The organism is Ruegeria sp. I3, from assembly GCF_056532525.1.
In genome coordinates this window covers 402,153-421,906 of sequence record NZ_JBQFNI010000001.1, presented here as the reverse complement: position 1 = coordinate 421,906, position 19,754 = coordinate 402,153, and the positions used below count along the sequence as shown (strand labels likewise).

General features: G+C 55.9%; 16 protein-coding genes. 6 read left to right on the top strand and 10 right to left on the bottom strand.

Going from position 1 to position 19,754, the window contains the following annotated elements; all coding sequences use genetic code 11:
* Positions 1–34 precede the first annotated feature (34 nt).
* The 5 genes from ACR0L9_RS02230 to ACR0L9_RS02210 all read right to left on the bottom strand — a co-directional run bounded on the left by ACR0L9_RS02230 (position 35) and on the right by ACR0L9_RS02210 (position 5,679).
* The gene (locus ACR0L9_RS02230; RefSeq protein ID WP_480894568.1) at positions 35–2,464 is read right to left on the bottom strand and encodes an aerobic carbon-monoxide dehydrogenase large subunit; all 2,430 of its coding nucleotides are present in this window, start codon (positions 2,462–2,464) and stop codon (positions 35–37) included.
* Positions 2,461–2,955 carry a (2Fe-2S)-binding protein gene (locus ACR0L9_RS02225; RefSeq protein ID WP_480894566.1) on the bottom strand — a complete coding sequence of 165 codons (495 nt, stop codon included), beginning with the start codon at positions 2,953–2,955 and terminating at the stop codon, positions 2,461–2,463. The genes ACR0L9_RS02230 and ACR0L9_RS02225 overlap by 4 nt, the downstream gene beginning before the upstream one ends.
* Positions 2,956–2,967: 12 nt before the next feature.
* Complete coding sequence (locus ACR0L9_RS02220) at positions 2,968–3,822, bottom strand: FAD binding domain-containing protein (RefSeq protein ID WP_170513581.1); 855 nt, start codon at positions 3,820–3,822, stop codon at positions 2,968–2,970.
* A gap of 111 nt (positions 3,823–3,933) precedes the next feature.
* Entirely contained in the window at positions 3,934–5,049 is a 1,116-nt protein-coding gene (locus ACR0L9_RS02215; RefSeq protein WP_480894564.1) for an MHYT domain-containing protein, read from the bottom strand.
* 285 nt (positions 5,050–5,334) lie between these two features.
* Positions 5,335–5,679 carry an adenylate/guanylate cyclase domain-containing protein gene (locus tag ACR0L9_RS02210; protein ID WP_480894562.1) on the bottom strand — a complete coding sequence of 115 codons (345 nt, stop codon included), beginning with the start codon at positions 5,677–5,679 and terminating at the stop codon, positions 5,335–5,337.
* Positions 5,680–5,920: 241 nt separating this feature from the next.
* Here ACR0L9_RS02210 and ACR0L9_RS02205 point away from each other — a divergent pair, with 241 nt between their 5' ends.
* On the top strand, positions 5,921–7,198 hold the full coding sequence (locus tag ACR0L9_RS02205) for a tetratricopeptide repeat protein (RefSeq protein WP_480894560.1): 1,278 nt from the start codon (positions 5,921–5,923) through the stop codon (positions 7,196–7,198).
* 127 nt (positions 7,199–7,325) lie between these two features.
* Here ACR0L9_RS02205 and ACR0L9_RS02200 read toward each other — a convergent pair whose 3' ends face one another.
* The 4 genes from ACR0L9_RS02200 to ACR0L9_RS02185 are packed head-to-tail and all read right to left on the bottom strand — an operon-like array spanning position 7,326 to position 12,811.
* Positions 7,326–8,174 (bottom strand): ABC transporter six-transmembrane domain-containing protein, encoded by an 849-nt coding sequence (locus tag ACR0L9_RS02200; protein WP_480734687.1) that lies wholly within the window; start codon positions 8,172–8,174, stop codon positions 7,326–7,328.
* Between the two features lie 6 nt (positions 8,175–8,180).
* Positions 8,181–8,600 (bottom strand): DUF2141 domain-containing protein, encoded by a 420-nt coding sequence (locus tag ACR0L9_RS02195; protein ID WP_480894558.1) that lies wholly within the window; start codon positions 8,598–8,600, stop codon positions 8,181–8,183.
* On the bottom strand, positions 8,597–11,725 hold the full coding sequence (locus tag ACR0L9_RS02190; protein ID WP_480894556.1) for an efflux RND transporter permease subunit: 3,129 nt from the start codon (positions 11,723–11,725) through the stop codon (positions 8,597–8,599). Before ACR0L9_RS02190 ends, ACR0L9_RS02195 begins: the two co-directional genes overlap by 4 nt.
* A 3-nt stretch (positions 11,726–11,728) precedes the next feature.
* On the bottom strand, positions 11,729–12,811 hold the full coding sequence (locus ACR0L9_RS02185) for an efflux RND transporter periplasmic adaptor subunit (protein ID WP_480894554.1): 1,083 nt from the start codon (positions 12,809–12,811) through the stop codon (positions 11,729–11,731).
* A 167-nt stretch (positions 12,812–12,978) separates the two neighbouring features.
* Here ACR0L9_RS02185 and ACR0L9_RS02180 point away from each other — a divergent pair, with 167 nt between their 5' ends.
* Positions 12,979–13,596, top strand: coding sequence for a TetR/AcrR family transcriptional regulator (locus ACR0L9_RS02180; RefSeq protein ID WP_480894552.1), 618 nt, complete (start codon positions 12,979–12,981; stop codon positions 13,594–13,596).
* A 327-nt stretch (positions 13,597–13,923) separates the two neighbouring features.
* Here ACR0L9_RS02180 and ACR0L9_RS02175 read toward each other — a convergent pair whose 3' ends face one another.
* Entirely contained in the window at positions 13,924–15,519 is a 1,596-nt protein-coding gene (locus tag ACR0L9_RS02175; protein WP_170392531.1) for a GMC family oxidoreductase N-terminal domain-containing protein, read from the bottom strand.
* A gap of 109 nt (positions 15,520–15,628) precedes the next feature.
* On the opposite strand from ACR0L9_RS02175, the gene ACR0L9_RS02170 reads away from it, so the two are divergent.
* The 4 genes from ACR0L9_RS02170 to ACR0L9_RS02155 all read left to right on the top strand — a co-directional run bounded on the left by ACR0L9_RS02170 (position 15,629) and on the right by ACR0L9_RS02155 (position 19,748).
* Positions 15,629–16,867: a TRAP transporter substrate-binding protein gene (locus tag ACR0L9_RS02170; protein ID WP_170402109.1), complete on the top strand. Its 1,239-nt coding sequence runs from the start codon at positions 15,629–15,631 to the stop codon at positions 16,865–16,867.
* A gap of 66 nt (positions 16,868–16,933) precedes the next feature.
* The gene (locus ACR0L9_RS02165; RefSeq protein WP_170392533.1) at positions 16,934–17,599 is read left to right on the top strand and encodes a TRAP transporter small permease; all 666 of its coding nucleotides are present in this window, start codon (positions 16,934–16,936) and stop codon (positions 17,597–17,599) included.
* Positions 17,599–18,957, top strand: coding sequence for a TRAP transporter large permease (locus tag ACR0L9_RS02160; RefSeq protein WP_170392534.1), 1,359 nt, complete (start codon positions 17,599–17,601; stop codon positions 18,955–18,957). Before ACR0L9_RS02165 ends, ACR0L9_RS02160 begins: the two co-directional genes overlap by 1 nt.
* A gap of 11 nt (positions 18,958–18,968) precedes the next feature.
* Positions 18,969–19,748: an IclR family transcriptional regulator gene (locus ACR0L9_RS02155; RefSeq protein WP_170402115.1), complete on the top strand. Its 780-nt coding sequence runs from the start codon at positions 18,969–18,971 to the stop codon at positions 19,746–19,748.
* Positions 19,749–19,754: the final 6 nt, after the last annotated feature.

The window sequence follows — 19,754 nt, the reverse complement described above, 5'->3', positions numbered from 1 at the left end:
GCAGAGCGGAACGTCTCCGCCCTGCCTTTCGCCTTTAGCCGTGCAGGCCAAGCTCATTGGCGGTCTTCCAGATCCGCCAGTGATCATGTGGCATGTTGGTATGCCGCAGACCAAAGGCCCGGAACGCATCCTGCACCGCGTTGGAGAAGCATGGCACCCCGCCCACATGCGGACTTTCGCCCACGCCCTTCGCGCCGATGGGATGATGTGGCGACGGCGTGACGGTGTAGTCGGTCTCGTAGTTCGGAACCTCCCATGCCGTCGGCAGGAAGAAATCCATCAGCGTGCCCGTCTTCACGTTGCCCTGATCGTCATAGGCGATTTCCTGGCCCAAAGCGACGGCGAGTGCTTCGGTCAGGCCGCCATGCACCTGTCCTTCGATGATCATCGGGTTGATCCGGGTACCGCAATCGTCCAGCGCGTAGAAGCGGCGGATGTCTGGCACGCCTGTATCCACATCAATATCCATCACGCAGACATAGGCACCGAACGGATAAGTCATGTTCGGCGGGTCATAGTAGCTAACCGCTTCAAGCCCTGGCTCAATCCCTGGAATGGCCTGATTGTAGGCGGCGAACGCGATTTCTTTCATGGTCTTGAACCGCTCGGGCGCTCCTTTGACCACGAAACGGTCGACGTCGAACTCGACGTCATCGTCATGCACTTCCAACAGATAGGCCGCGATCATCTGCGCCTTGGCGCGGATCTTGCGGCCAGCCATGGCCGTAGCCGCCCCGGCAACCGGGGTCGAGCGCGAGCCGTAGGTGCCCAGACCATAGGGCGCGGTATCGGTGTCGCCCTCTTCGATGGTGATGCTATCGGCAGGTAATCCGATCTCGGAGGCCAGTATCTGTGCGAATGTCGTCGCGTGGCCTTGCCCCTGCGAAATCGTTCCAAGCCGTGCAATTGCAGAGCCCGTGGGATGGATGCGAATTTCGCAGCTATCGAACATGCCGAGACCCAGGATATCGCAATTCTTCACTGGGCCAGCACCCACGATCTCAGTGAAGAAACTGAGACCGATTCCCATGAGCTTGCGCGTTTCGCCCCGTTTGAACGCCTCTACACGCTCGGCCTGTTCCTTGCGCAATCCCTCGTAGTCGACGGTGCTGAGCGCTTTGTCCCAGGCAGTGTGATAATCGCCAGAGTCATATTCCCAGCCAAGCGCAGCCTGATAGGGGAATTGCTCTTTCTTGATGAAGTTGATCCGGCGCAAATCTGCCGCGTCCATGTTCAACTCGATCGCCAGCACCTCGATCATCCGTTCGATGAAATAAACCGCCTCTGTCACGCGGAAGGAACAACGGTAGCTGACCCCGCCCGGCGCTTTGTTGGTGTAGACGCCATCAACCTCAAGGAATGCAGTCGGGATATCGTAAGATCCGGTGCAGATATTCATGAAACCCGCCGGGAATTTGGTTGGGTCGGCGCAGGCGTCAAATCCACCATGGTCCGCTGTCACATGGCAATGCAACCCGGTGATCTTGCCGTCCTTGGTGGCAGAAATGCGGCCCTTCATCCAATAGTCGCGGGCAAAGGCGGTGGTCATCAGATTGTCCATCCGGTCTTCGATCCACTTTACCGGCTTGCCGGTGACGATGGAGGCGACGACCGAACACACATAGCCCGGATAGGCCCCAACCTTATTTCCAAACCCGCCGCCAATATCGGGAGAGATCACACGGATATTGTGTTCCTCGATCCCGGAAATCAGGCTGACCACAGTGCGGATAGCATGGGGCGCCTGGAACGTGCCCCAAAGAGTCAGCTTGCCATTGACCTTGTCCATTGAGGCGACACAGCCGCAGGTTTCCAGTGGGCATGGGTGCGTACGGTGGTAATACATGGTCTCTTCGGCAACGACCTCGGCATTGTCGATTGTCTCGAATGTTGGACCCTTGTCGCCCGCTTCCCACGTGAAGATGTGGTTGTGATGCTTTCGAGGACCATGTGCTCCATCGATTGGTTTGCCATCCTCGCCCACGGTGTCTTCACGCAGAACTATCTGTGATTCCATCGCCTTGAACGGATCGACCAGAACCTCAAGCTCTTCGTATTCGACTTCGACGGCCTCGATTCCATCTGCCGCCGCATAGCGGTCTTCGGCGACCACAAACGCCACTTCCTGGCCTTGAAACAGAACCTTGCCATCGGCCAGAACCATCTGCTTGTCGCCGGCCAGCGTCGGCATCCAATGGAGGCCGAGCGGTTCAAGGTCCTTGGCGGTCAGCACAGCGAGAACGCCGGGCACTTCAAGCGCTGCCGCCGTATCGATGTTGGTGATCCGTGCGTGAGCGTAGGGAGAGCGGACGAAATCTCCAAAGAGCATCCCGTCAAGCTTCACGTCATCGACGTAGTTGCCCTTGCCTTGAGTAAAGCGGGCATCTTCCACCCTTTTGCGCGAACAGCCCATGCCCTTGAGGTTCGCGGTGCGTTCCTCACGATCTGGTGTCATGTCATTCATTGGGCCGCCTCCTTGGCTGCATTCATCTCGGCCGCTGCGGCTTTGATGGACTTCACGATGTTCTGATACCCGGTACAGCGGCAGATATTACCTGCCATGCCAAAACGGATCTCTTCCTCGGACGGGTTCGGGTTCTCTTCGAGCAACTTTGCCGCGCGTGTGATCATGCCCGGTGTGCAGTAACCGCATTGCAGCCCGTGATGTTCCTTAAACGTCTCTTGCAGCGGGTGCAGCGCGTCAGGCCCACCGATGCCTTCGATGGTTGTGATATCCTTACCATCAGCCTGTGCCACGAACATGGTGCAGGACTTGACTGATTTGCCATCAATGGTGACGGTGCAAGCGCCACAATGGGAAGTCTCGCAGCCAATATGCGGGCCGGTGATGTTGAGCCGCTCGCGCAGCGTGTAGATGAGAAGTTCGCGTGGCTCGGCAAGGAATTCCTCTTCCTTGCCGTTCACCGTGATCTTGTAGTGTTGTTTCTTTGACATCGGACGATCTCCTCACGCACGCGACCAGGCGCGCTCAATGGCGCGGGTCAGAATGATACCTGCCACGTGTTTCTTGAAAGCGACGGGGCCGCGGTTGTCCTCGGTGGGGTCGATATCACCGAGCATGGCGGCCACAGCGGTCTTAATGGCATTTGCATCGACGCCGGTGCCAACCAGAGCGGCCCCAGCCGCCTCGGAAAAGACCGGTGTGTCGCTCAGATTGGTCATTGCAATCGAGGCGGAGGCACAGGTGCCACCTTCTTTCACGATCTGGACTGCAGCAGCAGCGGTAGCATAATCGCCAATCTTGCGCTTTTGTTTTTCATAGGCGTAACCGCCATGCGGCGTTGGGATGGTGACTGCAGTCAACACTTCTTCGTCTTCCCGAGCGGTCATGTAGGCGGCTTCGTAAAACTCGCGGGCAGCGATTTCGCGTTCCCCGTCAGGACCCTCGACAGTGAAACGCGCATCCAGGCACTGCATCAGGCCGGGCATGTCATTGCCGGGGTCGCCATTGGCCACGTTGCCACCAACTGTCCCCATGTATCGGACTTGCGGGTCTGCGATCTGAAGGGCAGCTTCGCGCAGAATCGGAGCGGCGTCAGCCAGTGCGTCGTGATCAATAATCGCGTGCTGGGTGACCATCGCACCGATGCGAATACTGTCACCTCCGATCTCGATATCAGACATGCCGCCAACATCCTGAAGATCGATCAGATGCGGCACATCCGCCATCCGCAGCTTCATCATCGGAATCAGGCTGTGCCCACCGGCCATGACGCGGGCATCATCGCCATGCTCTTCCAGGATCGACAGCACACCGGCCATGTCCTTGGGTCTGTAGTATTCGAATGCCGCTGGAATCATCGGCTCTCCTCCCTTCAAGCAAATGTTCTGGCTGAAAGGATCACTGCATGCGCTTGGATGGCGACGCTTCAGTAAATCAACAAAAAACAGGTATTTTGCACGAAATGCGCCCTAGGTCGCACGAATTGCACCGACCTGCGATGCAAGCGCATCCTGAACCGTCTTGAGTTTGGATCGACTGACCGGCGCGGGTGGCAAACCATCCCCGTCGAACAGGCATCGGCCCTTATCCTTGGTGCGCTCAAACCGCGCCACGCGCTGAGGATTGACAAGGTAGCTGCGGTGGGTCTGGAGAAATCCGGTGGGCACCAATCGCTTGGCGGCCTCGGTCACTGGCCAGACACAAAACAACCGATCCGTTTCGGTGTAAACTTGGGTGTAGTGCCCATCCGCGCGCAAAAACAACACATCTTCGGCAGAGATGAAGACCTTTCCACCATCCCGTTCGCAAGGAATTTGCAGCAATGGTTTTACATCCACGGCCGCTTCTGTTGGCTCCGGGTCTTTCCTCGAAGATCCAGGCAAATAGGTCACGCTGACCCACAAGCAAGCACCAAATATGATGAAACTGAACAGGATTACGCCAATGGCCAGCGTCTCATTGCTCATCAACGGGCCAAACTCAACCCCACTTGGCACGGCGACGAAACGGGTGCTCGCCAGAGCAAGAAAATGAACGGTGCAAACCGCCGCTGCAAAACACAAAGTGCCCAGCAAAATGTTTCTGTTTGTTCGCTGCCCGTAGGCAATCGCGAAAGCCAGCATACAAAGCGCTATTGCAGCAATCGAGGACAAGATGACGCCACTGGGCGTATACACTGCCCGGCAAAGCTCCAAGCCAGCCATGCCAATATAGTGCATCGCCAAGATGCCCAACCCAACAACGCCTCCTGCCATCGCAATCGTGGCGCGGTTGCGTTCGGTGAAATGCAACAGAATAAGCGCAGCTCCGACGAGCAGGATCGCGACAAGCGCAGACACAAGTGTGATTGCAGCGTCGTAATAGAACAGGATCGGCATCTGAAGCCCGAGCATGGCCACGAAGTGCATGGCCCAGATTCCACCGCCAAGCGAAACAGCCGCAAGAGCCACCGAGGCCTTCTTTTCAAAGACCGGCTTCGTCGAAAGATCTCGCGTCATCGACAATCCTGTAAACCCTGCCACGAAGGCAACAATGCAGGACATGGCGACGAGGAAACTGTTGTGGCTGACGTCGAGAAACTCCATTGTCGCAAATTGGCTAAAAAGTATGCGTTTGGCAAATGGATCAACGATGTCGGACGTTCAAAGAGCGGTTACACATTAGGCGATGCCCAGCTCCGAAGCATTCGTGCCGAGGTGGCTAGCACGCTGCTATTCGGCGGCTTTGAGGCCAAATCCGCCGTTCACATTGATTGGGTGAAAACCACAATTTAAGGCTAATGAAGGTCTGCTCGCCCCCTCGCGCCGTCATCATTTGATGTTTAATTTGTGACTTCCAAAAGCTGTTGGGTGGAATGGCTAGAGATGCCTTTAGACCGCTTCATAAACTTGCCAGTCTTCGGATAAGCCCTTCAGTTCTTTTGTTCCAAGACTTTCGAAGTCCAAACCGGACCCAGCCACCAGATCTTTTACTGTTCTGGAAACGACGATGTCGCCGCCTCCGCCCAATTCAGAGATACGCGCTGCAATGTTAACGGCAATTCCGCGCACATAATGCAAAGAAACTTCGACTTCGCCTGTGTGAACCCCTATGCGAACTTCCAGATTCAGCTTGGAAATGGCATCGCCAATCGCCTTGCCACGATGGATCGCCTGGCCGGGTCCGTCAAACGTAGCGAGAAAGCCATCGCCATATACTTGGTAGGCAATGTGCACCTCATCACTGTGCCTCCTTAGGACAACCCTATTGGCAAAGAAAGGCTATGAGGCACGCTTGGTTCAATCAATTTCTTTTCAATCAGTAGTGAAGGCCAGAAGGCCAGCCCGTTAACCGATGGTTCGATCCTTATAGCAATCGATTATCCACAATAGTGCTTATGGTTTCGCTTTTTATGCTAGCGTTGGGCAGTTGCGAGCACGCACGTTTGAGTATGCTGACGAAAGTGGGAGTATGGAGATGCTGGTTGACCGATATGGACTGACGCTGACGACCAGCCTGCCAGAGGCGCGGGACGCCTATGTCGCGGGGCTTGATCACATCCTTGCAGCAACGTTTGGTGCAAGCGAAGCTTTTTCCGCCGCCATCACGGCCGATCCCGGCTTCGCCCTCGGTCACGTTGGGCTTGCTCGAGCTCGAATGTATGAAAACGATATGTCTGGCGCTCAAGAGGCAATGGCGTCGGCCCGCGCTTGCGCACCTGGGTTGACTGAGCGCGAAGTGGGTCATCTCGCGGTATTCGATCTCTTACTTCAGGGACGTGTCTCACAGGCACGAAACGCAGTTCTGAAGCACGCTGCTCATCACCCCCGCGATGTCCTTGTCGCGCAGATCTGTACCAACATTTTTGGTTTGATTGGGACATCGGGTGAGCCTGGTCGGGAAAGCACGCAACTTGCCTACACGACCAAATTATTTGATGCCTTGGGCGAAGACTGGTGGGTTATGAGCGTACACGGTCAGGCGCTGTGCGAAGTTGGGCGGCTTGATGAGGCCATGTCCATGATGGACGGCTCGCTCGCTTTGAACAACGCCAATGCAAACGCGTCACACTTCAAAGCGCACACGCTCTACGAGCAAGGTTATGGAGAGGCCGGTCGCGCATACCTTGCCGACTGGATCGCGGATTATGATGTGCGCTCGGTATTGCACGGCCACTTAAGTTGGCATCGCGCTCTGTGGGCTTTGGAGCAAGGGGATGAGGCTGAGCTATGGACGATTTACGAGGGGGCTATCGCACCCGCAGCGTCCTATTCTTTGCCGATAAATGTTCTAACCGATGCTGCTGCACTTTTGCACCGCACTGAAATTGCGGGTCTAACAGTTGCGCCCAAACTTTGGCGCGACCTGAGCGAATACGCATCACGGTTTTTTCCAAACCCAGGCATGAGTTTTGCGGACATACATGGCGCGCTGGCTCATGCAATGGCAGGGGAAGGAGAACGCCTTGCGGTTCTGACCGAAACAAGCTTGGGTTATGCGGCAGATCTTGTTCGCCCGGTGGCACGTGCTTGGGGTGCGATTGCGCGACAAGATTGGACGGATGCGCTGCAACAGCTGACTCCGGTCATGGCAGATCACGCTCGTCTGGGTGGCAGCCGCGCACAGCGTGACCTATTGGAGCTGACTTACCTGAATCTGCTATTGAAATCCGGCCATATTCAAGAAGCTCATCGAACGATTACAGCGCGACGCCCGATCTTCAGTCATAATGCGCCCGTTGCAGGCTTTGTCTGAATTCACAAAGCTCTAGTTTATCAGCTCTTCTTACCCCTCCTTTAGCTAGGCTGCGCACGACCGGAATGGACTGGTTACTTCCTGATTACAAATCCCGTATCACGCCATTTATGGTATGCAAGCCTGATCAATCGCTCTGCAACCTGGTCGTAATTTCTGACAGGCGAGACCAGGATTGTAAGGTGACGGGCAAAGCAAGTGCGGCTTCCGCAAACTCCCACGAATAGCTGATAATCGAAAATATCATGCCCGGTGTCGCATCCAGGTTTTGGGTCGCGAACCACAGGTTGAATAGGAGCAGACCTATTAACAGAATGAAGATTACGCCATAAAGAACGGCTTCGGTATCCGAGAGCTTTACTTCGAACCGGCGCAGTTTACTCAGGTGGACGAAAACCGGACGGTCACGTCGTTGTTCCAGAACACTGACCTGATGCTCCATTTGCTCATTCAGCGCACGGTTCCATTGCCAAAACGTCGAATGAAACAGAGCGTATACAGATATCATTCCGACAAGAACCCCACAGGCAGACAGGGCCAGAACTGGCGAGAAGTAAAACAGCAAAATTGCTGATACGACGAACTGCACCACCCCCGCGATTGCCGAGGGCAGGATCTCTTCAAGAAAGTCGGCCAGTTCGCGCCCCATCCCGATCCGGGCGTTCAGCGACGAAATTGGAAGATTTGAAAACCGCGCGGCAAGCGCCTTGCCCAATTCGACACGGATCATACCGTAGACACGTGTATCGTAAATCCGCCGGATCACGCTGATCATAGTGAGGGCAACCATGAGCGCACCTAACTGCACAAAGGGCTCAAAATCTTCGCTCAGCAATCCATCTATGGCGAAGCCGACGAACAGCGGAATCAGAACCGTCAGGGCAGTTTCAACCAGGATCAGGAACCACGTAAGCCCTACGCGCCAGCGGAACACACTCAGAAGCGTGCCGATTGTCAGTTTTCGATCTGTCAGCATGTCGAATTACTGATCATAGTGAATGCGAACACGCACATCGCCCGGCCAGACCGAGGCAGCCTTGAAATCCGGCTCGTCCTGAGGGTCTGAGGCACCTGTTGAACCCAGCCCCTCCAACAGTTTTGTCTCAGTCATGTTCAGGTCATCGTCCTTGTTTTCGTCATGAAACAACAGCACAGCGTATGGGCCCGCATTCAGGCCAGAAAACTCATGGCTGGCGCTGCCTTTACGTGACGGAATCTGGGCGTAGTCAATGGCGCTCCAGACATCCAAACTGTCAAAGGCGCGCGCGTTATCGAATACAAGGATCACGATGTTGCCGTTGGCGTTGCGGATGCCGTCCACAGTCACATTCAGACCCTCGGCGGCGGCCGGTGTCGCAAGCGTTACCACGGCGAACGCAGGGGCTAGAAGGTTCCGTATCATGGCTTTGTCCTTTCTTCAGAAGGCTGCGGAAGGGGTGACTTGAAAATGGCAATGACATCCTCGGTGATGGCGATCAGTACCGGCACCAACAGCAGCATGAGGGCTGTGCCGAAGAGTTCTCCAAAAGCTAAAGAGATTGCCGCAGGGATCAGATACTGCGCTTGCTCAGAGGTTTCGGTCAGCAAAGGCAGCAGACCAATCACTGTGGTTGCGGTGGTCAGAAAGATCGCCTTGAAACGTCCAATGCCTGCGCTTCTCAGCGCCAGATTCACGGGCTGACCTTCCTCTCGCGCCTGATTGTAGCGGGTGATCATGACCAGACTGTCGTTCACAATCACACCGGTCAGAGCAAGCATGCCGAAGAACGAAAACAGCGACAGCGAGACATCCATGATCAGGTGCCCGACGGCGGCTGCGATAAAGCCGAATGGCACGATGGCCAGAATGACGAAAGGCTGCCAATAGCTTTTTAACGGCACGGCCATCAGCACATAGATCAGAACGGCTGCCAGCAACAGCGCGCGCTTCAGGCCATCGCTTATATCGGCCATCTCTTCCAGTTCACCGGCCGGCAGGACGGTTACGCTGGGATATTTGGCACGGAGTTTCGGGACCAGCTGCTCGAACACCGCCTGCCCCACCTCTTCGGGAGCAACAAGGTCGCGGTCGATGGACGCGGCTACGATGTTCATGCGCTTGCCGTCACGGCGATCGATAGTGCCAGAGGCATAGGTACCCTCGATTTCGGCGACGGTCTCAAGCGGCACCCAAGCGCCGGATGCGCTGCGCAACCGGGTCTGCACCAGATCCGCCAACGTATCGCGGTTTTCACGCGCGTTCTGTACGACTACGCGGACTTCGGACCCATCGCGTCTGACCTTGGTCAACTCGGCCCCGCCGAACCCATAGCCAATCTGTCTGGCCAGAGCCTCGGCGTTAAAACCAAGGTGCCGCGCGTCCGGGCGCAGGCGGAGTTTCAGTTCAGGTTGGCCGCCCACCAACCCATCCCTTACATTTGCCACGCCCTCGATGTTCGACAGGAAACCTTTCATTTCGGCGCTGGCTTGCTGCAGAAGGTCTTCGTCTTTTGACGCCAACCGGATTCGGAACCCTCCGGCAAGCGTTTCCGATCCGGTGAACTCCAACTCGGTGGCGCCCTCGACCGCACCGACCCGGTCGCGCCATTCGCGGACCACAGAAAGGATCGGGACATTCGGACGCTCAGCTACCGGGATCATTTCAGCGAAAATTTGCGCATTTCCAGCGCTGTTGATGATGGTGAATACTGTCTGAACGGGTGGAGCAGACATGCTCGCCTCTTCTGCAAGCTCGACGTTCAGCTCGTTCAACACGGCTTCGATCCGATTCACGTTCGTGCGGGTCAGTGCAAAGGGGGAGCGGGCATCCATTTCCAGGTTCATCGTGATGACCTGACCGGGCACCTCGGGAAAGAACACCGTCCTGACCTTGCCCTTGTACATCAGGCCAAGCCCCAGCGTTGCGGCGGCAATGAACAAGATCAGCACGGCATAGCGCTGACGCACCGCCGCGACGAGCAAAGGCTGGTAGATGCGATCCCGCACCCAGTACAACCCGCCCTGCGCAGAATCCTGTACCCGCCCCCACAAGCGGGTCAGCAGGTATCGACGCTCTTGCCGCATCGAAACCTGCGCCAGATGGGCGGGCAGGATGAATTTGCTTTCGATAAGCGAAAAGATCAGCGTCAGGATCACGATGCCCGCGAACCCGGCAAGTACCTTGCCCAGCGGATTGTCGATCAACAGCATCGGGAAAAAGGCTGCGATTGTGGTCAGCACGCCAAAGACGGTCGCAACGGCCACGCGATGCACGCCGCGTTCCGTGTCCCTAATCGGGTCCTTCCCCTTGCGGCGTTCTTCAAAAACACTTTCGCCGACTACAACGGCATCATCGACCAGAATTCCCAAGGCAATGATCAGACCAAAAGTCGTGACATCGTTCAGCGAATAGTCCACCCATTTCGAGCCCGAGACAGCAAGCGCCCCCATGACCGAAACGGGAATGCCCATGGCAACCCAGAAGGCCAAACGCACGTTCAGGAAAATCGACAGCATCAGGGTCACAAGGATCAAACCCTGCACCCCGTTTGAGCGCAACAGCGCCAGACGGTCCGAGATGTAGCCAGCGCTATCACCCCAGACCTCGACCTGAACCTGCGACGGCAGTTGTCGGCTGAACTCGTCAACCGTGCTGCGCACGACATCACTGATCTCCAGCAGGTTTTCCTTCTGCCCGACCAGAACCTCCATCCCTACGGTTGGTTTGCCGTTCAGGCGAAACAGGTACTCGCCGTCCTGAAACCCGTCTTCGATTTTGGCAATATCGCCCAAAGGCACATAGGACCCGTCGTCACGTTCGATAATCGGCAGAGCTGCGTATTCCGGCACGTATTTCGCCCTGTCATCGGCCCGCAGATAAATCGTACCGCCATCAGTCCTCAGACGACCTGCCTGAAAGGCCAGCGAATTCCCTTCGATGGCGCGGGTCACATCCGAAACCGTCAACCCATAGTGGCGCAGCAACGCCGGGTCGATTTCGATGCGTAATTCACGCGGTATCAGGCCCCAGATTTGCAACCGCGACAATTCCGGTTGCGCCAGCAACTCTTCTTTCAGGCGTTGTGCCAAGCTCTGCAATGTGGCGGGGTCTGTTTCTCCGAACAAGTTCAGATACAGCGCCGGGAAATCGAAACCCGAGGCTTCGATCACGGGTCGGCGCGCAGTATCAGGCAGATCAGTCAAGCCGTCGATCCGAATACGGACACGATCCAGGACGGCTTGTAGTTTCTGGCCACCTGCGCGGCGGACAGTCACGACACTTAGGTCATTTTGGGATTGTGAGATCACACTACGCACGCCCTCCAAACCTTCGAGGGCCTGCTCAACTTTCTGGGTCACCAATTCATCAACCTGTTCGGCTGTAGCGTCCGGAAACTCGATCGCGATTGTAACACTTTCCGGCGGAATGCGGGGGAAGCCTTCGATCCGAATGTTCAGCAGCGTTTGCACCCCAAGAAATAGGATCAGCGCCATCATCAAATTGGCAGCGACCGGATTTCGGATAAACCAGGATGTCAGAGCGTGCATGGCTCAGCCCCCATCTGATTGCGGCGTCACTCGCTGACCCGGTAGAAACGAGGCCAAAGGTGTTTTGGCCACGCGCCACGGGCCGGTCCCTTCGGGAGCCGATACCGTCACTGTACTTTCGCTGCGGAACAGGATGTTCGGGCTAAGCCTCTGCAATTGGTCCTTATCGTCTACAATCCAAATGTATCCCGCACGGGTCAGGACGCTTTCGGGTAGGGTTAATGTGTCCGAGATTCGGCGTCCGGGAATGTGAACCTGCAGGAAGTCTCCGGCGAGTATGCGTTCATCGGGCTTTGTGACATCCAGAAAGACCCGCACCTGCCGTGTGTCTTGATCCAGAAACCCTCCTCCACGCCGGACTTGAGCCCGCCCCAACGCTCCGCCCGAGCGCTGTGTCAGATCAGCAGTGGCGCCAGAGATCGGATGATCCAACAACGCCCAGTCCGCCTGACTAAACTCGGCGACCAGTTCGAATTGCTGGTCGTCCGAAAGGTGTATCAGGGCATCGCCTGGGTTGACCGTCTGGCCCAGGCTGGCAAAGCGATGGGTTACAAATCCCGAAAAAGGGGCGACAACCTCCGCGTCCTTCAGTTCATTTCGCGCCGCATTCAGCCGTGCCTGTGCAGCTGCAACGGTTTTCTCGGCAATGCGCAATTGCGGTAGATTCACAGCCAGTTCGTTTGGCGGTTCTGTTTCATCCCGATCAAACTGTCGTTGCGCGACTGTCACTTTGTTCTGCGCGCGCAATAACGCCAGTTCCGCTTGCTCAAGCTCCATCTCAGCGGCTGCAACGGCGCTTTGATAAGGTGCATTTTCGATTGAAAACAAAGGGGCACCCCGTTCCACCTTAGTCCCTGCCAAAGCGGCGTTGTGTACCGCAATGATGCGCCCGGACACAGCAGATCGCAGCTTGGCATCCCACCGAGGCCGAACTTCGGCAAACGCCGAAACCCGCGCTTGTACGGTTGCCGAAACTACTGTGACGACGGAGACGGTCGGTGGCGGAGGTGAGGTCGTTGTTGCCTGAACATCAATTGTATCTTCTGTATCAAACAGGAGGACGACGATCGCTACAAACAGTGCCAACGATAGTCCAATCCAAAGCCATCGCCGGGTCGGTCTTTGCCGAGTTTCCAAAGATTTTTCTGTCATAGACCAGTCTTTCCTGTGCCGCCGAATCCATTGCACCTTGTGGCATTCGATAGAGTGTCATATACTATGAACGATCGTTCGTTCAATATTAAGTTGAAAAAATGTCCGATGACACCAAGAAGCCGGAATCAATCCGGGAAAAGGCAACAGCCAAGCGTCGCAACCAGATTTTGGAGGCCGCAGTTATGTGTTTCCTTGAGCGCGGCTATCATCAGACAGGCGTCCGCGATATCGCTACGCGGGCGGGCGTCAGCCTTGGAAATCTCTATAATCATTTTCGCGGCAAACATGATGTGCTTGTAGAAATCGCAATACTTGAACGCCGCGAGATGGAGCCGTTTCTGAAAATCCTGAACTCAGATGCGCCCGCGCCCAAAGTCATAAGAAAGTTCATCAAGGCCTACGCAAAATACCTTGCTGCGCCGGATAACGTTATTTTAACATTGGAAATTTCGAGCGAAGCAGTTCGTCAACCGGACATCGCGCAGCTGTTCGTCGAGAACCGGTCGAGTTTGACTGAGGCCCTGGAAGCCGTAGTGAAGCGAGGAATTACCGGCGGTGAATTGCGCGCCGTTCCGGATCCCCTTCAGGCGTCACAACTGGTGATCGAAGTTCTGGAAGGCAGTGCATATCGTAGTGTGCTGTCAGAATTGCCCATGACCGGGATCATTGTGTGCGCTGAAGACTTTATTATGAGTTCCCTGTTGGCACGTCATTAGCACGTGGGTAGCGTGTCGTTTTGGAATTCGTGAATGTTAGCCAAAGGGAGCTGCCTGAGACAATCATGTAGGCAGCAAAGACCGATTTTGAGTCGGCCGAAACGCGGGGGAGGTCAAAAGAAAGTTGGAGTTGCGGTTAGGACTATTGGCTAACGCAATATCATCCGAGGTTCGGTTACCAGACTTCGTTTAGTCACAAGACAAAGCGGTCGCAAAGCGAATGCAGATTCCAACCACCGGCACAGCGCCAGATCGTTTTTAATGCGATTGACGCACTGATCTATTGATACTGTAGGGATCAGGCGATCAGATACGATGGCAGATTTCTCAAGCATCCGCCTTAATCAGGTCGCTTGCCTTTTCGCCAATCATGATCGCTGGTGCGTTGGTGTTGCCGCTGACGATTTCCGGCATGATCGAACAATCAGCCACCCGCAGGTTCGAAATACCGTGTACCTTTAGTCTTGCGTCGACAACAGACGTCTCGGCGTTCCCCATCGCGCAGGTGCCGGTTGGGTGGTAGATCGACACGCTGTTCGATCTGGCCCAATCCAGAGTGCCGTCATAGTCTTCGCAGCTCAGCTCTGCCGTTGGTCGAAACTCTTCTGATATCTTCGAGGCCAGAGGGTTTTGTTTGGCAATCCCGCGCGCGATGTTCACGCCGTCGACAATGGTTCGGCAGTCCGTTTCAGTGGACAGATAGTTCGGGATGATCTTGACATGTTCGGATGGGTCCGGTCCGTTCAGGCGCAGCTCTCCCCGACTTTCCGGACGCAGTTGGCAGACCGACATCGTGAAGGCCGAAAACGGATGCACGCCTTCGCCTGGGCTGTCGGCGGACCAGGGTTGCACGTGGAACTGAATGTCGGGCGTCTCAACATCGGGCCGGGTTTTCATGAAACCAGTCGCAAGGCTGGCGGCCATTGTCATCGGACCCGCACGGAATAGTGCGTATTTCAGCGCGATTCGCGCCTGATTGAACAGGCTGCGAACTTCGTCATTCAGTGTGGGCTCATTGCATTTGAACACCAGCCGCGCCTGCAAGTGATCCTGAAGACCTTTGCCAACACCCGGCAGGGCGTGCAGCGGTTTGATACCATTTTCCTTTAGATGATCCGGCTCTCCGATCCCTGACAACATCAGGATTTGGGGAGAGTTGATCGCCCCACCGGACAGGATGACCTCGCGCCGAACTGTCAGGGTCTGCTCGGCACCAGAACGATCCCGGTAGACCAGCCCGGTTACTTTTTTCCCATCCAGAACCACACGCGACACAAGCGCTTTGGTGATGATGTTGAGGTTCTGACGACTGCGAATGGGCTTGAGATAGGCGACGGCGGCGCTACAGCGGCGGCCATTGCGCGTGGTCAGTTGGAAGTAACCCACACCTTCTTGCTCGGCCCCGTTATAATCTGGGTTGAACGGGTAACCGGCGGCCTGTGCCGCCGCGACCCAGGCATCGCAGATCGGGCGCTGAATGCGCATGTTGGACACTGACAAGGGGCCATCGACGCCATGATATTCATCCTCGCCGCGCTCTTGATCCTCACAGCGTTTGAACAGGGGTAGCACATCGTCCCAGCCCCAACCCTCGTTGCCCATTTGCCGCCAGCGGTCGTAATCTTCCTTCTGGCCACGCACATAGAGCAACCCGTTCAGCGAGGATGAGCCACCCAGCACCTTGCCCCGTGGCCAGTCGATGGATCGACCGTTAAGGCCGGGGTCGGGCTCAGTGCGATAGCACCAGTCAACCGAGGGGTTATGCATCGTTTTGAAATAGCCGACGGGGATGTGAATCCACGGGTTGGTATCGCGGCCACCTGCTTCGAGCAGCGCAACAGTTGTGTTGGGGTCTGCGCTCAACCGATTGGCAATGACACAGCCCGACGATCCTGCGCCAACAACTGCATAATCCACCTCCATGACCGCCTCCTTCCAACGTCGCTGAAAAAAACTCTATGCAAGATGCAAGAATTATACTAGCCTTTTTTGATACAAAACGTCTCAATAATTGCGATCAGGGAGGTAAGCAATGGAGATCGGACGGAAACTAAGTGGTATTTCACGGCGAGATTTCTTCCGCGTGGCCGGGCGTTACGGCATGAGCTCGACACTGCTGGCGGCGGGCGGGTTCGGCGGCGCGATGAGTCTGGCGAATCTGGCGCAGGCCGCCGAATCCACCTATGAAAAGCGCTTTTCGAAAGAGCCGAAGCACACGCTGAAATTCGGCGCGTCGGGCTTCAACACCCGCAACCTGTTGATTGAGCGCGCCGGCGCAATTGAGTTCGCGCGCGACCTGGAAGAACGCACGGACGGCGAGATTCGCATCGAATTCATCGGCGACAACCAGATCTGCGGCCAGCTGAGCTGTGTCGAAAAGACCCAACAGGGAATCGTCGATATTTATGCCGCCTCAACTCAAAACTCGGCCGGAGGCGCACCTTATCTGAACGTGCTGGACTATGCCTATATGTTCCCCAGCCGCGCGGCGCAGTATCACTTCTTCTATAGCCCGGCGAGCCAGCGCATCCTGCGTGATCCGCTGGAAAAACGGCACGGGTTGAAGTTCCTGTTTACCCATTGTGAGCTACGCGGCCTGCAAATGGGTTCGACCTTTGCCGACAAGCCGACCGTCACCAAACTGGAAGAGTTGTTTGGTACCAAGAACCGCGTGACGGGTACGCAGTTGGGCCGGATTGCAATGCAATTGCTGAATCTGAACCCAGTCCCGGTGGCTTGGGAAGAGACACTGGATGCGCTTAAGACAGGTCTGATCGATGGGGCGGAAACCTGGGCCTCGGCAGTGGCTTACGCCAACATGGCGCCGGTGGTTTCGCAGTCGGTCAATCTGAAATTTTTCTGCGGCACTGAACATACGTCCATGTCGGCCGAGGTCTTTGACGGTCTGAGTGGAGAATTGCAAGACGCAGTTATGGAATCTTCCTACTTCACTCAAGCGTTGATCCAGGGTGCGAATGAAGCCGCATTGCTGAATACTGTAGGCTTCTCGGAGCCGCAATTGCCGGACACTATCTTCGCCGAAAATGGCGTGCGCCCGGCATTCCTGGCTGACGATCAGATCAAGCTGGCCGAAGAGATGTGCGCTCCGAACTACAACCCAGAGCCTTGGGCCCAGTGGCGCGAACGTCTGAATAAATGGGCAGGCGGCATTGATACCTATCAGGAAATCTACGACATCGCGCGCGAGATTCCGGCTGACACCCTGCCGGAAAATGTCGAACCGCGCCGTTGGTGGAAAGGCGAAGCCTGATAGACTGTTACGAACCGGCCCTGAGCGGGCCGGTTCAACTTCATACCGACTGGGAGGACGGGGTTCATGTCGTTTTGGGCAGACATCGGCGCGATTTTCAGCGCCTTTCTCAGCCAGGATTCGTTCGAGATTCAATCCGCACTGGAATCCGACGCCGCCTGGGTGTTGGGCGCGATTGTCTCGGCGATTGGCGGAATCGTGATCATGTTGATCTATCGGGCGGTGCCCTTTGTTGAACGTCATCTGGAACGGTCGGTGATGGTGTATTCCTACCTTGCGATCGCATTAATCATCTTCTGGGGCGTGATCGACCGGTTTGTGTTCAACGATCAGGAACCCTGGTCGACCACCATTCCCCCGCTGCTGTTCATGGTCATGGCGTGGTTTGGGGCGTCGTACAATGTCCGCCTGCGCACACATTTGAGCTTCAGCGAATTCCGCACTGCAATGCCGAGGGCTGGGCAATTGGCTTGCCTGATACTCGACGCGATATTGTGGTTCATCTTTGCGGTGATCGTCATCGTGACCACAACACGGCTGGTGGCATTGTCGGCATCAAACTTTCAGATCGTTCTGGGAACAGACAATATCATGCAGTGGTGGTTCCTTCTGGCCGCACCGCTGTCGTTCTTTCTGATGGTCGGGCGCGTGTTTCAGAACCTTGCCGATGATCTGAACAACTGGAAAACAGGCGAGCCGCTGATCAAGCAGGCCGTGATCGGAGCAGACTGATGACAGACGGAACTATGGTCACACTGATCTCTCTTGCGGTTACCTTTCTGTTCATGCTGGGTGTGCCGGTTTTGTTGGTAATCGGCTATTGGGTCATCGGCTGTTCGTTTGTTCTTGGCCTGACGCTGGACAACATGGGTGCTGAACTTCTGAACGTGTTCAACAAGGGTTTCGCCTTGCTGGCGATGCCGCTGTTCATCCTGACCGGAGACCTGATTAATAAATCGGGCATCGCGCGGCGGCTCAGCGATTTTGCTTATGCCTGTCTGGGCTGGATACGCGGCGGGTTGGCGATGGCATCCCTCGGGGCTTGCGGATTGTTCGCAGCAATCTCAGGCTCAAACTCGGCCACAACCGCCACGATCGGTTCGATGCTGCACCCCGAGATGGTCAAAGGGGGTTATGACGAACGTTTCAGCGCAGCCACCGCTGCGGCTGGTGGAACTGTGGGGATCATCATTCCTCCCTCGATTATCTTTATCGTCTACGGTTTCCTGATGAACCTGCCGATTTCCGAGCTATTTGTGGCGGGTATCCTTCCGGGCGCGCTGATGGTCTTTGGCATGCAGTTCGCCTGCTGGATCATTTGCCGCATGAACGGGTGGGGTCATCTGATCCCGCTGCAACTGAACCGGGTGCTGAAAACTGCATTCGGTGCCTGGCTTGGATTCTTCGCCATCGGGCTGGTGCTGTGGGGTATATACACAGGCAAATTCTCACCAACTGAGGCAGCCGGAGTGACGGTCGGCTTCTGCGTTATTGCGGGGTTGGTCAGCTATCCGATCAATCGGATCATGGGCGCGCGGAACGACATCTCACCCACCGAAAAAAGCTATGCCGAGATGTTTGTCGTCGAAGGCTTCACGATCCCCGAGATCCCCTCAATCGTGATCCGCTCGGCCCAGATCACAGGTATCCTCGCACCGCTGATCGCGATTTCTGTGGTGATGCAGCAGATCCTGTCATTGCTTGGCGCTCAGCAAACCATTGGGGATTTCGTAACCTCGATGGGGGGCTACCATGCGGTTCTGTTTACTTCGATGGTGATCGTTTTCTTCTCGGGCATGGTACTCGAAAGCCTGCCTGTCACGATCATCCTGGCCCCGATTCTGGCACCGATAGCGGCCTCGGTCGGGATTGATCCGATCCATTTCTCGGTAATCTTCCTTGTGGGGGCTTCGATTGGCTTCATCACACCCCCCTACGGTCTCAATCTCTACGTGGCATCAGGGGTGACTGGCGTTCCCTACTTCCGTCTGCTTCGGTACACTGTGCCCTATCTAGCAGCGCTGATATCAGTGTGGATTTTGATCTCGCTTGTACCTGATCTGGCCTTGATCCTGCTGCCAAATAACTAGACTGTTGCGGGATGGCCGAAACGGAAACACAAGACAAAGAAACCCAGATCCCAACTAACTTGCGCCTTCTCCTCATCCTTGAGGAGGTGGCGCGACGCGGGGTTGCCGTCAAACCATCGGACCTGATCGAGGCACTCGGTCTGGCGAAACCAACAATCCACCGTTTGTTGCAAACAGCAGAGGCCGAAGGTTTCCTGCAGCGTGATCTGGATGGCCGCTCATACGGTCCCGGGCACCGTCTAAGGTTGCTTTCAGTCAACACCATGTCGTCCGAGCATCTGCGCACAGCGCGTTTGGCGATCTTACGCAGTGTCGCCGAGCAGGTTGGTGAGACATGCAATCTCGCCATTCCTGACCGAGAGGGCATGATCTATCTTGACCGGGTTGAGACGAAGTGGCCTTTGCGCATTCAATTACCGGTCGGGACACAGGTTCCCTTTCATTGCACCGCCAGCGGCAAGATGTACTTGTCCACGCTCCGGCAGAAAACACTGGATGGATTTCTTTCAGCAGGAAATCTGCAGCCACAGACTGAAAGTTCCCTGACCGATCCGCAGTCATTGCGCACGGAAATCCAACATATCGCTGAGAACGGTTATTCCACTGATGATGAAGAGTTCATGAGTGGAATGGCGGCCCTAGCAGTACCCGTTCAAGATGGGCAAGGCCGATTGGTGGGCACACTTTCGGTTCATGCACCGACACAACGTCACAACGTCAACAGCCTGATGTCGTTTCTGGGTATCCTGAAAAAGGGGGCAAATGAACTTTCGGCTCTGTTAACCACGTGACCAGAA